Origin of the sequence: Streptomyces lomondensis (assembly GCF_014651035.1) — a bacterium.
GTDB lineage: Bacteria > Actinomycetota > Actinomycetes > Streptomycetales > Streptomycetaceae > Streptomyces > Streptomyces lomondensis.
On record NZ_BMWC01000005.1, the window covers coordinates 531982 to 545417 of the forward strand.

The following is a 13436-nucleotide window of genomic DNA, read 5'->3' on the forward strand; positions in this document are numbered from 1 at the left end:
CTCCCCCCATCGCCTCAGCGGCATCCGGAACCTCCACCGTAGAGGGCGACCCCGACATTCAGGGGCGAGTCCCGGAACAACCGACGTGGCAGCAGAGCATGTTAACAGCGTCAACACGTAAACACCTATCGAATATATCGACCTTAGTGTACTGTGACGGTTGCGTCGCCTTCTGTTCTGAGACGATGGGCCGCGCGGTAGGTGCAGAGGGGGGCGCGTTCACCCGGGGGACGGCGAGAACGCGTGCATGAGATCAGAGGAGCGGCAGTGATCCACGAGCTCGTCGACGGCAGGGCAGCACCTTCTGCTGGGCGAGCTCGACCACAGTGCCGCCGCAAGTTCAAGCCTCTCATCGACGGCGAGACCTACACCTCCCCGCTCACCACGCCCCCGGGCCACGGCCCCCGCCACCCCGTCTGACAGCTCGTCCCAGAGACAGGAGCTCCACGGACCATGAGCGACCCGCAGTACCCGCAGCAGCCCGATCGGCTTCCGTCGGACTACGAGCTCGAGGCATGGCGTGCCATCCAGCAGTTCAGGGGCCGCCCACTGTCACGAGCGATGACCAACGCCGGCGAGCACGTGGCCAGCGGCGTCGCGAAACTCGGCAAGCGTGCCGCGAAGCAACTGGAGAACCACCCACGGGCCCAATCGGCGGTTTCGCGTGGACAGCAATTCGTTACCAAGGGCGCTCAGAAGGTCGGTGCCGGGGCTCGCGGAGCCGCCGACGCCCTGCCGGACTGGAGCGGTACGGCCGTCCAGTCCGTACGGCAGACCCTGGGGCGGGTCTCGCGAGCGGGACTCTCCTCCAAGCGTGTGGTGGCGCTCCACAAGAAGCGCGGACACGAGGTCGAGTCGCTTTCCGACCTGCGCCGCCTCGACTTGCAGTTGGTCGACGCTGTCCGTGGACGGAAGGCGAGCTGGTACTACCCGGCCGCCGCGGCGCTCTCGGGAGCGGGCGCGGGACTTGTGATCTCCGGAGGAGAACTCGTCCTCGCCGCCTCCGCCGGCGCCGCCGCAGCGCCTTCGGGAGGTGCGATCGCGGGCGCGTTCGCCGCCGATACCGCAGCCGTCCTCGGACTCGCGTCCCGCGCCGTCGGCCAGGTCTCGCTGTTCTACGGCTACGACCCCGAAGAGCCTGCCGAGAAACTCTTCGTGATGTCCGTCGTCAACGTCGGGACGGCTAGTTCGGCCACCGCCAAGAACGCCGCGATGGCCGACATCTCGCGGCTCACCCAGGCGCTCTTCCGCGGCAAGACGTGGGAAGTCCTCAGTGAGTCGGTCGTCACCAAGGTCTCCGCGCAGTTCGCGAAGGCGTTCGGCTTCCGTCTCACCAAGAAGGGACTCGGCAAGGCCGTACCCGCGTTCGGGATCGTCGTAGGAGGCACCCTCAACTGGACCACCCTGGAGGGGATTGTCGACGCCGCCGAGATGGCGTACCGGCGGCGGTTCCTCCTGGAGAAGTACCCGCATCTCGCTGACGAGGAGGCGCCCGGACCGTTTGTCGGCGACGACCCCGACGTGTCGGAGGACGCCGACGAGGAGATCAGCGTGCTGGACGAGATCGTCGAGGCAGGCGGACCCGACCTCCACTGACCCCTTGTGTCCCGGCGGTGCACGTCATCACGCGACCGCCGGGACGACCCGGCTCAGGACCCCGCTGCGAACCCCACGAACCACGACCACTCCTCACGCCCGACGGCGAAGTGCGGGCGAGTCACGTCCTTGGAGTCACGTACGTGCACGGCCTTTTCGATGACGGCGACCTCGACGCAGCTGTCCCCCTGGCTGCCGCTGGCTGGACTTGAACCACGCCAGTTCCGTCGTGCTCATAGTTCTCCTCGGAGTCGCTCCAGCAAACCCCGCGAGTCCTTGGCGGTCAGGGCCGCCTGCGAGCGCAGTGTGTCATAGCGCTGGTAGAGCAGACTCACCTCTTTCGGGTCGGAGATGAGACGACCGTTCTGCTGACCTTCGGAGTACGTGAGCCTCTGGCCCTTCGGAGTCTCCAGAAGCCGCACCGGCCCATCCAGACAGGCATGCAACCCTGCCTCCAACGGCACGATCTGCAGCGTCACATCCCCTCGCTGCACGAAGGACTCGTCCGGCATCCGCCTCCCCAGCTCCACCGACTCCACGGTGTGCTTGGAGAACCGCACCACCTCCCCGAACTCCACCCTGCTGAACCCCGCGTGCTCCCGCAGGGCCTGGACGACGGTCCCGAACGTCCGCAGACTGTCCGAGGGGTCGCACTCCGGTCCCACCCTGCGTACCCGTACGCTGACGCCGAGTAAGGACCGCCCCCTCTGGATCACGCCCCCGCCACGGTGGCCCCATGAACAGCACCACGCCTCAAGTACAGGCCGCGCCCCGCAAGTTCGCCCAGCTGCTGTCCTCCACCCGCCGCGGCGCCCGCCTGGCCCGGCTGCTCGCCTCCGAGCAGTTCCGCGCCTGGGAGGTGTCACCCGCCGTCACCGAACGAGGTGAGCAGATCGTCGCCGAACTCGCCGCCAACGCGGCCCTGCACGGCCGGGTGCGGGGCCGCGACTTCCGGCTCGTCCTCCGCCTCGACACCACGGTCGGCACCCTCCGCATCGCGGTCAGCGACGCTCGCGGCGACCAGATCCCCGTACTCGCCACTGCACCGCTCCCGGGGGAGAACGCCGAGTCGGGCCGCGGTCTCCTCCTCGCTCAGGATCTGCGCAGCTGGGACGCCTACCGTGCCGCCTCACGGCGTGGCCGCGGCAGCGCGCTGTCGCCCGCGCGGCGGGAACAGCTCTGGCCCGCCGTCGAGTTGTTCGAGTCCATGCTCCGCGATCAGAAGGCCGCGACGCACCTCGGGATATGCGCGCGTGCCGCCGAACTGCTCACCGCCTCCTCCCCCACGCACGACCACGTGGTGGTGGACGAGGCCCAGGATCTGCACCCGGCGCAGTGGCGTGTCCTGCGCGGCGCCGTGGCACCCGGCAGCGACGACCTGTTCATCACAGGCGACCCGCACCAGCGGATCTACGACTCCAGGGTGTCGCTCGGCTCCCTGGGCATCTCGGTGACGGGCCGCACGCACCGTCTGCGCGTCAACTACCGCAGCACCGAGGAGATCCTGTCCTGGTCGACGGGGATCCTGAGCCCCGTCACCGTCGAGGACCTGGCCGGTGACGGCAGCGACTCCTTGGCGGGCTATCGCTCGCTCCTGCACGGACGCAGACCGCACGTCGACGGGTACGGGGCGGAACAGGCCGAGGTCGCCGCGCTGGTCGAGCGGGTGGAGGGCTGGCTCTCCCAGGGCATCCGCCCCTCGGAGATCGGTGTGTGCACCCGCTTCAACGTGCTGCTGGACAAGGTGTACGACAAGCTGTCCGCGGCCGGTGTTCCGGTGGCCCGGGTCCGGGACACCCCAGGGCCGCAGGCGGAGGGCGTGCGCCTCTCCACCATGCACGCCATGAAGGGGCTGGAGTTCCGCTGCGTGGCCGTCCTCGGTGTGACGGCGAGGGCGGTGCCCTTCTCGCGTGAGGTCACCCCTGCCTCGGTGGACGCCCTGCAGCACGAGTCGGATCTGCTGCGGGAGCGCTGTCTGCTGTTCGTCGCGTGCACCCGGGCACGCGAGGCGCTGGCGGTGTCGTGGAGCGGGGAGCCCAGTCCCTTCGTTCCGCGCTGAACCAGCCGTATGTCACTCGGGCGGGGGTGTGAGGGCGCCACTGCTCAGCCCGTCCCGGGCCAGTGCGGCAGCCTCCTTGCTCAGTTCGGCCATCCTCCGTGCCCGCTCCTCGAACTCCTGCAACGCCCGGAACGCGGCGCCGTAGCGGCGCTGTTCGGCGATCTCCATCTGGGGGATGCGAGCGCCCTTCGCATCGAATCGGAAGGTGCCGCTTGCACTGGTGGAGCGGCGGGTGTTCGAGGTGCTGCGCAGGAAACCCCGGAGGAAGTCGGTGTCGAGTTGGTCGCTCACGGAGACCGGCTCGGAATCGCCGTAGTCCACGAGTCCGGCACGCGCGAGGTCGGCGACGCTGACGGACGGGCCGTCCGGAACCCCGGCCCCTCGCCCCTCGGCCAGGTGGGGCAGCAGCTCGGACAGTCGACGGACCTGTTGCGTCAACTCCTGCCGCAGACGGTCGTATTCGGCTACGTAGTCACGATGGGACTCGCTGACGTGCCGTCCCGGAGTGAGATCCACGGCATCATCGAGCAGTTCGATCAACGGCACGTCCACCGTCTGATCGGGCCTCGGTTCCAGTGAGCCGTCCGGGTCGTTCTCGGTCAGGTCCACCATGCGGACGCTGGTCGCCGCGTCACCCGGTGACTCCGGCCGACGCAGCTGCCAGAGTTGCACCGGAAGCGCGTGCGAGGCCGCGCTTCCGGGCGGCAGGGCGATGACCTGGGTCAGAACACCGCGCCGTACGAGCTCGGCTCGGATACGGCGGCCTGCCTTGCGGTAGGCAACCGATGCCGGCATGACCATGAGTACACGTCCGCCCGGCGCGGTGTGCGCGTAGGCGTGCTGCAGCCAGGCCAGTTCACCTTCGGCACGGGACGGGGTACCGAACTCCCAACGGGAATCGAGGAGCAGTTCCTCACGCCCCCAGTCGGTGTCGGCGACCGGTGGGTCGCAGACGACCACGTCCGCTCTCAGGTCCGGCCACTGATCGTCGCGGAGGGAGTCTCCAGGAACGATGTCGACTCCGGTACGTCGATTGAGATCGGCCCGCAGTTGTGCGAAGCGCGCGCTGCGTGCGTCGGCCTCCTGGCCGCACCGGCGCGGCCCCTGCTCGGGCCCGATGGCCAGAAGCAACGTGCCGATACCACAGGCCGGATCGAAGACGACCGCGTCGGCCTCGATATCTCCGACCATGTGCCGCACAGCGCGGACGATGCGCGATGAGGTCACCAGATCCGACCCAGCACGGCGGACGGAATCGGTGAAGCGTTCCGCGAGACTGTTCGCCGTCTCGCCTGCCGAGGCTCCTTCCGCCGCGGCGCTGAGCAGACGGACTGCCTCTGGCGGCAGGCTGCCGCGCACGTCTGCTGCCGGGTCGGTCAGCAGCCGAGCGGCGTCGGCGAGTGCGCCCAGCATGTCGTCGCCGTAGGCCCCCCGCAGCGCTTGCCACAGCTGCACGTCCTCCGAGACGTCCTGCCCCTTACGCTGCTTGTCCAGCCATGCCTGCACCTCGGCGAGAGCGAAGAGGGGGCTGCCCGAACCACCGCCAACGGGTGTCGGAAAGTCGGCGTACCGCCGTCTCCAGTTGGAGACGGCAGCACGAGTGACGCCCGCGAGCCGGGCGATCTCGGAACCGGTGACCAGCGGTCCGGCCTGGGGAGCGGGTGTGTCTGACATACTCGCCACCGTACACAGAGGCGTCCACCCTTTCCAAGGCTTACCCGTTGACGACGTCAACAAGGACTGATATCTGCACACCCACCTCCCGGCCGGTGATCGCCACCGTGCGGATGCGCCGCGGCAAAGCGGCCGGCTCTCGCGGCGCCCCGAAGCTTGTCAGCGAGGCACTGACCACCGCCCGCGAGGCCGGCTGCGCCGGCATACGCATCCTGCGGGCGGACGCGCAGTTCTACAGCGCCGGTGTCCGTCAAACGAGCCGTCCTGGCCATCGAAGACACCGCATGGCAGCAGATCACCTACCCCACCGCCGTGCCCGATCCCGACACCGGTGAACTCATCAGCGAGCAGGTCACCGCCCGTCTGATCGTGCGCCGCGCCCGGCGCCTCACCCTGCACCTGCCGAGTAACTGGCCCTGGCAGCATGCCTGGACGCACGTGTTCGACACCGTCCACCGCCCGCCCGAAGCATCCTGACGTCCCCGACCACCGCGCCCGCCAGAACGGCTGCCGGGCCGGTCGCCCCAGGGCCCGGACACAGATGAGGGAATGCCCCCGTCGGTCCCCGTCGGGGGCATGTGGTCCGAGGGCGCGAACCGGTTGCCGACCGGGCCCGGATCCGGTCGGCGACGGCCGTCAGCACACGGCGAGGAGGTCTTCCCGGGTGGGCTCCACGACGGAGATCCCGCTGTCGTCCCGGCAGCACTCGGCGAGCCAGTAGTCGTCCCCGTGGGCCACCTGCTTCAGGCGGGGCCGGGTGTCGAGCGTGCCCCGCAGGACCCGGGGGCGCCGGTCCGGGGCCGTCACGCTGAAGGAGTCCATCGGGACGCCCAGTCCCCGTCCCAGGTACTTCACGTAGCTCTCCTTGAGGGTCCAGATCCGCACCAGCCGCCGGGCCCGTCGGCCGGCGGGCGCGGCGACGACGTAGGCGTGCTCGTCCGGGGCGAAGCGATGGGAGATGTCGACGGCGCCGGCGGCGGTGTGCTCGATGTCCACGCCGATCTCCGTGCCGCTCGTCGCGCAGGCCACCCACCTCCCCGCGTGCGAGAGGCTGAAGTGCAGCCCGGGGACGCGCACGAGGTACGGCTTGCCGAACGCGTCCCGCGCCGTGTCCAGGTCGCTCGGCGTCAGGCCGTGGCGGGCCAGGAGCGCGTAGCGCAGCAGCGCCCCCGCCGCCAGGCACCGTCTCCGGTCCGCCGCGAAGTGGAGCCTGTCCGCGCGGGCCCGCCGCTCCGCCGGCACGGCCCGGTACAACCGGTCCGTGTCGGCCTCCGAGAGCCGGTCGACGTCGAAGACCAGGACCGTGGACACCGCTTCACCCTCGCTCGTGCCCCAGCCCCGCGGGGCTACCGGACGCGTCGGACGACGCCTGCCTCTGCTGCCACCGCCTCTGGATCCTCGACTCCATCAGCGCGGCCATCGAGGCCCGGTGCGCGTCGTGGAAGAAGTGCCCGCCGTCGTACTCGAACACCTCGAACGGGCCGTCCGTGTAGTGCGCCCAGGAGTCGGAGGTGACCGTGTCCTCACGACCCTGCATGAGCACGACCGGGCACCGCAGCTTCTCCCGGGCGGTGTCCTCGTACCCGCCCATCAGCCGCAGATCCGCCTCGATGACGGGCGCGAGGTACTTCACGAAGCCGGTGTCCCGCAGCACCTCCTCACCGACCCCTCCGTAGCGGCGCAGCACATCGTCGAAGCCCTCGGGGGTGTCGAGGTCCTTCACCCGGGTGAACCGGGACTCGCACGGCGCGGACGAACCCGAACCGAAGAACACCAGCGGGGGGTTGTCCAGCCGCTGCTGGCACAGCTTGGCCACCTCGTAACCGATGACGCTGCCCATGCTGTGCCCCCAGATGGCGTACGTGCCGCGGAAGACGTCGGCGAACTCGGCGAATATCTCCCCCGCCAGGGCGCCGACGGACGCCGGCATCGGGGTGCTCAGCCGACGCTCGCGGAACGGGTACTGGACGACACGGAAGTCGACGCCGTCCCGGAATGCGTAACGCCACTTGCCGTAGTACAGGGCGCCCGCTCCGGCGTGGGGGAAGCACACGACCGGGATCTGTGCATCGATGGTCACGAAGGACTCCTCACACTGTCGTTCTCTCGCACCAGGCCGCGGACTTCCTCGTCCAGGATCCTGGTGATGTCGTCGGGTTCGTCCGCCCACCTGCACTGCAGGACGAGGTCGAGCCGGCCGTTGCCGGTCTTGGCCGCGCAGAAGCAGTCGGCGCCGCCGGTCGCGTCGTGGTCCACGGCCTGGTCCGGCGTCAGGTCCCCTACGGAGTCGTAGGCGTCCTCCACCCGGCCGGCGAAGTTGAACACGCACGGGGACCGGCCGGTGAACCCCTGCGTCGCGGCGGACACCTTGCGGTGGGCCAGGCGGGAGCGCAGGTCGTGGCCGAGGTCCAGGAAGCTGATGTTGTGCCTGCTCAGCATGCGGATCCGCGCCCCCACGACGGCCGCCGGATCCTCGCCGGCGTCCGGACCGGCGGGGAGCACCACGGGCAGGACGTCCAGGGCCATGCCCATGACCTCGGAGAAGTCCTCGCCCCCGAAGGTCCGGGCCCGGACCACGAGGTCGGTCGCGACCTCGTCCACCGACAGCAGCCGGGCGACGAGGCGGGCGTACAGGCGCAGGGCCAGTGAGAACGGCTCGGGCTCGCCGTTCGGACCGCGCAGGGCGGCGAGGTCGACGGAGTGACGGACCCGGTGGACCGGCCGGTCGGCGTGGCGGGCGGCCCTGTCGCGGATCACCGCGCCGGCGCGGCCGTACCGGGCGAGCTCGAACCTCTCGACGATCTCGTCCGCCGTGATGTCCACGGGCCCCTGGTGGATGCGCTGCTGGAGGTGCCGGAAGCTCCTGGCAGCGGGCATCGCCCGGCCCGTGCCCGCCCTCAGCTCCTGGTACCTCTTCAGCAGGTCCGCTCGCAGGACCTGGCCGGAGGCCGCGTCGAAGATCGCGTGGTCGAACCGGAAGAGCAGGTCGTAGGCCAGCTCGTGGTACTTCACGAGTACGACCTCGTACAGGGGCTTGTCGAAGGGGTCCTGGGCCGGGCCCCAGTCGCGGCCGGCCAGTCTCGCGCGCGCCTGTGCCTGCCGGCCGGGGGGCAGCCCGGACAGGTCGATCCGCGGTAGTGCGACGTGCTCCGGCGGCTCGAACTCCTTCCAGCGCGGCCGGCCGAGGGACCGGGTCAGGAAGCTCCGCAGCAGTCCGTGCCGCCCGATGACGTCGCACAGCGCGCGCTGCAGGACCTCGGCGTCGACCGGCTCCCGGAACTCCATCACGTAGAGCTGCAGCCGGTCGCCGCTCGCGAAGTGCTGTCGCTGCATGCCGGTCAGGGGGTAGGTCCATTTCACCGGCCGGGAGCCGAGGTGCCGGCCCAGTTCGCGCCCGCACCGGTCGACCTCCCGGAACGCGGCGTCCAGGGCCCCTTCGCCCGCCGTCGCGCCGGTGTCGAACCCGAGGGAGCCGAAGTCCCGGTGCTCCAGGAACGCCTGGCGCAGGGAGCCGGGCAGGACGTGGTGCGGCACGAGGGCGGCGGGCAGCCGCGGATCACGGATCTCGCGGGCGACCCGGTCGCGCAGCGCCTCGTCCAGGCCGTCGACGAAGAGGAGCAGCCGGGGCTCGTCCTCGCCCTCGCCCTCGGGGCGGAACACCTCGACGGCGCAGTCCGTGCCCAGGCGTCCGGCGAGCAGGGCGGCGACCGTCTCGGGCGAGTCGGTGTCCCCGCCGGGGCTGTCCGTGGCCCGGGTGACGAACCGCGCGAGGTCCTCGACGGTCGGATGGTTGTAGACGTCGCCGGGGAGGACCTTGTGGCCGTGCTCCTCGAGGACGCTGAGGAAGCGGATCAGGCGGACGGAGTCGAGTCCGAGGTCGAAGATGTCGTGCCGCGCGTCGATGTCCTCGAAGCCGAGGAGATTCGTCAGTTCCCGCCGCATGAGCACCCGGACGGCGTGCCGTTCATCGCCGGGCCCGGTCGTGTCGCCCTCCTGGCCGGGACCGACCGCCGGGCGTAGGGCCGTGACGGTCGTGACATCCATGCCGTGGTGGGCCGTTCCGATGCCGGAGTCGTGCATCCGGGAGAGCAGGCCCAACGCCGACCGGTTCCCTTCCACCAGGGGGCCGAACACGTAGAGGCGGGTGACGTCCCCCGCCGCGTCGATCAGCTCGTTCTCGGCGAACCAGCGGGTGACCGAGGCATCCCAGCCCCGTCGGCCGAGGTCCGGCCGGGACAGGATCTGCCAGGGCACGCCCCGCTCGCGGTTCGCCCGGCGCAGCACATCGACGAGCCGGCGCCGGCCGGCGAGGCCGCCGCCGGTGTCCGGCGCGGCGTCGGACGGCGCGGCGTCGGACGGCGCGGCGTCGGACGGCGCGGCGTCGGACGGCGTGTCCCACAGGACTATCCCGTCGGTTTCCTCCCCTTCGCGCAGCCGCTCGGCCAGGGCACTCGTCACCGCGCCCCACGTCGCCCCTGTGACGGGCCGCCCGACCGTGACGCGGCGGTCCGCCCCGCCCTCCGGGGCGGGCGTGCCCTGCTGTTCCGGGCCGTAGGGCACCACCCGCACCGCACAGTCCGGGAGTCCGTCGCCCAAGGCGTCGAGCAGCGGTCCGAGGTCGGCGGAGCGGCACAGGACGGTCGTCCGTCGGACGGGGCCGCCCAGGGAACCGGGGTCGCCGTGCAAGGGCACCATCACGGGCGCGAGGCGTTCCGGCCCGGTGTAGCGGACGGCGACCTCCCGGGGGCCGTCCTCCCTAAGTTCCCGCCGCAGGCCCGTGCTCCAGGCGGTCCGTCCCCGCCGGCCGGTGAGCGGCGCGTCGCAGCGCAGCACCCGCACGCGCAGCCCGGGGAATTCGTGGTTCAGGCCGATGATCCCCGGCAACACGTCGGCGTGGTCGCGCAGATGGCCGGCGGTGTCGAGCACCAGGACGTCGGCGACGGCCGGTGCGCCGGCTTCCGGGGCGGCCGCACACAGGTCGCGCAGGAACCGGATCAGCGACGCGTGGTCCTCCCGGTGGACGACGAACGCGTCCCCGGCGAGGGCGTGCCGGTCCAGGTCCCGCACGAGCCGCTTCAGGTCGTCCGGGTGGCCGGGGCGGACCACGGCGCCGGAGGGACCACGGAAGCGGTACTCCGGGCCGAAGGTGACGTACAGCGCGCGCCAGTGCGGGATCTCCGCCAGGACGCGCCCGAGCTTCGCGGCGTCGTCGGTGAAGACCACGGGCACCCGCGGCCGCTCCTTGCCGCGCAGCGGGGGCAGCATGGTGCGGGACCAGACCCGGCGCAGCGCCGGGCGCGGTCCGTCGGCAGCGGGGCCGGGGACCGGCGCGGTGGCGGGGCCGGAAAGGCCCGCGGTGTGCGGGGCGCCGGTGTCGCCGGCGTCCGACAGCATCCGGTGGAACTCGGTCACGTCGACCGGGTACTCGGTCCGGTCGAACGGGTAGAGCGGGACGCTCAGTTTGCGCGGGTTGCGGCCACTGTGGAACGCCTTCCAGTCGGGCCCGGCCCCGGCCTCCCACAGCCTGCCCACCACGCGCGCCAGGTGCTCGTCGTCCCCGAGCGCCTCCATCCGGTGCCGGAGGGTGTTGACGGCGGTGACGTCCGTGTCCGTGCCGCGCCCGATGGTCCGCACGAACGACGACAGCGTCTTGCCCGGCCCGACCTCGACGAAGAGCGAGTCCCCCCGCGCCAGGATGGTGTCGATGCCGTCCTTGAAGCGCACCGGCCGCCGGATGTGGGAGCAGTAGTAGTCCGGGTCCGTGGCCTCCTCCGAGGTGATCCACGTGCCCGTCACGTTCGACACGTATGGGATCCTCGGCGGCCGGAAGGTCACCTGCCGGGCGACCTCACGGAACTCCTCCAGCATGCTCTCCATGAACGGGGAGTGGGCGGCGTGGGCGAGGTCCCTGACCCGGGTGGCGGTGATGCCGTGCTCCTCGCAGCGCCGCTCGAAATCCGTGACGTCCGCCACCGCCCCGGACACCGTGCAGTCCTCGGGGCTGTTGACCGCGGCGATCACCAGGTTCTCCGTCAGCATCGGCCGGACGGTGTCCTCGGAGGCCTTGACGGACGTCATGGCGCCCTCCGGCGTGGCCGCCATGAGGCTGCCCCGGGCGTGCACCAGGCGTACGCCGTCCGCCAGGGAGAAGACGCCGGCGACGCAGGCGGCGGCCAGCTCGCCCGTGCTGTGCCCGATCATCCCCTTGGGTTCGACGCCCCACCCGATCAGCGTCTTCGCCATGGAGTACTCCAGCATGAACAGGATCAGCTGGGCCGTCTCCATGGAGTTCATCCGCTTCTCCGTCGCTGCGGAGTCGCCGAAGAAGACCTCGCGGGGCACCGGGTTGCCCAGGGCCTCGCTGATCGAGAAGCACTCCTCGAGGTGGTCGCGGAAGGCCGGCTCGGTGGCGTGGAGGTCGCGGGCCATGCCCAGGTGCTGCGAGCCGGTGCCGGTGAAGAGGAAGTGGACGCTCCTGCGGGTGTTCTTCCCGAGGTACGCCGGTTCCTCCCGCGCGTCGAGGGACTCCTGGAGGCGCTCGCGCAGCTGCCGGGCGTCGCGGAAGTCGACGGCGTAGCGGTACGCGAGCCGCCGCTGGCGGTTCTGCAGGGTCCATGCGAGGTCGGACCCGTCCAGGTCCGGGTGCGCGTCGAGGTGCGCGGCGAGGTTCCGCTTGACGCGTTCGAGGGCGTCGGCGGACGAGGCGGACACCACGAGGGTGTTGTGCCGCCGCCCGGCCGGCGCGGTGTCGACGGCGGGTGCCTCCTCCAGGACCAGGTGGGCGTTGGTGCCGCCGATCCCGAACGCGCTCACCCCCACCCGTAGGGGCTGCTCCCCGTGCTCCGGGGAGTGCTTGCGCCGCAGTTCCTCCTGCCGTCCCACCACGTAGAACGGGCTGCCGTCGAGGCTGATGGCGGGGTTGATCTCCTCGAAGTGCAGGGTGCGCGGGACCGTCCGGTTCTCGACGATCTTGCAGGCCTTGATGAGTGAGGCGACTCCGGCGGCGGTGTCCAGGTGCCCGATGTTCGACTTCAGCGACCCGAGGCCGACCGTTCCCGCGGTTCCGGGGCCGAACGCCTTGCGCAGCGCCTCGACCTCGATGGGGTCCCCGAGGGCGGTGCCGGTGCCGTGCGTCTCGACGTACGACACCTGGGCGGGTGTCACGCCGGCGACGCGGTGCGCCTTGCGGATCACCTCGGCCTGGCCCTCGATGCTCGGCGCCGTGTAACCGACCTTGCGATTGCCGTCGTTGTTGGTCGCCGAACCCTTGATCACCGCGTAGATGCGGTCCCCGTCCCGCAGCGCGGTCTCCAGCCGCTTGAGGACGACGACGCCCGCGCCGTTGCCCTCCACGGTGCCGGCGGCCGCCTTGTCGAAGGCCCGGCAGCGGCCGTCCGGGGAGTGGATCATGTTCTCCTGGTAGAGGTAGCCGCGCCGGTGCGGCAGGGTCAGGCCGCTGCCGCCGGCCACCGCGATCTGGCAGGCGCCGGTCCACAGGTACCGGCAGGCCGTGTCGACGGCGACCAGCGAGGTCGAGCAGGCGGTGTGCAGGGAGAGCGCCGGGCCCTTGAGGTCGAGGGCGTAGGCGATCCTGGTGGCGGTGAAGTCCTTGTCGTTGAGCTGCATTCCGGCGAACATCACGCCCGAGCGGGCGATGGACATGCGCAGCGTGTGCGCCTCCCAGGGGAGGTTGTTGGTCGCCCCCAGGAACAGGCCGATGGACTCACCGCGTCCGTCCGCCGAGTACCCGGCGTCCTCCAGGGCGTGGTAGACCTCCTCGTGCAGGGCGCGGACCTGCGGGTCCAGCATCGCCGCGTCGGCCGGGGTGTAGTTGAAGAACGCGGAGTCGAAGCTCTCCAGTCGCGGGAAGACACCGCGGGCCCGGACGTAGTTCTCGTCGGCCAGCTCCTCGGGGGACACGCCGGCCGCGATCAGTTCCTCGTCGGTGAAACGGGAGACCGCGTCGACCTCCTCGACGAGGTTGCTCCAGAAGGCGTCGAGGTCTTCGGCTCCCGGAAACCTGCCGGCCATGCCGATGACCGCCAGTTCCAGTCCGGTGTACCGGCGTTCGGGATCCTTGCGTGCAGCCACTGCCGTGCCCTCCTTC

The 13436-nt window shown here is 71.0% G+C and carries 7 protein-coding genes and 3 pseudogenes; 4 read left to right on the forward strand and 6 right to left on the reverse strand.

The genetic code is table 11. The features are described from left to right. Positions 1-453 precede the first annotated feature (453 nt). Positions 454-1596: an EcsC family protein gene (locus IE255_RS20640; protein WP_190051799.1), complete on the forward strand. Its 1143-nt coding sequence runs from the start codon at positions 454-456 to the stop codon at positions 1594-1596. 53 nt (positions 1597-1649) lie between these two features. Here IE255_RS20640 and IE255_RS20645 read toward each other — a convergent pair. Both IE255_RS20645 and IE255_RS20650 read right to left on the reverse strand, forming a co-directional pair. Next, positions 1650-1833, reverse strand: a pseudogene (locus IE255_RS20645) (DUF397 domain-containing protein). Further along, positions 1830-2309, reverse strand: coding sequence for a helix-turn-helix domain-containing protein (locus IE255_RS20650; protein ID WP_190051855.1), 480 nt, complete (start codon positions 2307-2309; stop codon positions 1830-1832). The pseudogene IE255_RS20645 and the gene IE255_RS20650 overlap by 4 nt, the downstream one beginning before the upstream one ends. A gap of 23 nt (positions 2310-2332) precedes the next feature. On the opposite strand from IE255_RS20650, the pseudogene IE255_RS40400 reads away from it, so the two are divergent. Beyond that, a pseudogene (locus IE255_RS40400) lies at positions 2333-2638 on the forward strand (ATP-binding protein); the annotation flags it as partial. Between the two features lie 39 nt (positions 2639-2677). After that, a pseudogene (locus IE255_RS20655) lies at positions 2678-3655 on the forward strand (3'-5' exonuclease); the annotation flags it as partial. A gap of 12 nt (positions 3656-3667) precedes the next feature. Here IE255_RS20655 and IE255_RS20660 read toward each other — a convergent pair. Then, complete coding sequence (locus IE255_RS20660; protein WP_190051801.1) at positions 3668-5329, reverse strand: N-6 DNA methylase; 1662 nt, start codon at positions 5327-5329, stop codon at positions 3668-3670. A gap of 243 nt (positions 5330-5572) precedes the next feature. Here IE255_RS20660 and IE255_RS20665 point away from each other — a divergent pair, with 243 nt between their 5' ends. Then, positions 5573-5806 carry a hypothetical protein gene (locus tag IE255_RS20665; protein ID WP_190051802.1) on the forward strand — a complete coding sequence of 78 codons (234 nt, stop codon included), beginning with the start codon at positions 5573-5575 and terminating at the stop codon, positions 5804-5806. A gap of 159 nt (positions 5807-5965) precedes the next feature. Here the strand turns inward: IE255_RS20665 and IE255_RS20670 are convergent, their stop codons facing one another. Genes IE255_RS20670 through IE255_RS20680 form a run of 3 tightly spaced genes read right to left on the reverse strand, consistent with a single transcriptional unit; the run spans position 5966 to position 13420 of the window. Beyond that, positions 5966-6640 (reverse strand): 4'-phosphopantetheinyl transferase family protein, encoded by a 675-nt coding sequence (locus tag IE255_RS20670; protein ID WP_190051803.1) that lies wholly within the window; start codon positions 6638-6640, stop codon positions 5966-5968. 4 nt (positions 6641-6644) lie between these two features. Then, the gene (locus IE255_RS20675) at positions 6645-7409 is read right to left on the reverse strand and encodes a thioesterase II family protein (RefSeq protein WP_229906504.1); all 765 of its coding nucleotides are present in this window, start codon (positions 7407-7409) and stop codon (positions 6645-6647) included. Then, positions 7406-13420 carry a type I polyketide synthase gene (locus tag IE255_RS20680; RefSeq protein ID WP_229906505.1) on the reverse strand — a complete coding sequence of 2005 codons (6015 nt, stop codon included), beginning with the start codon at positions 13418-13420 and terminating at the stop codon, positions 7406-7408. The genes IE255_RS20675 and IE255_RS20680 overlap by 4 nt, the downstream gene beginning before the upstream one ends. Positions 13421-13436: the final 16 nt, after the last annotated feature.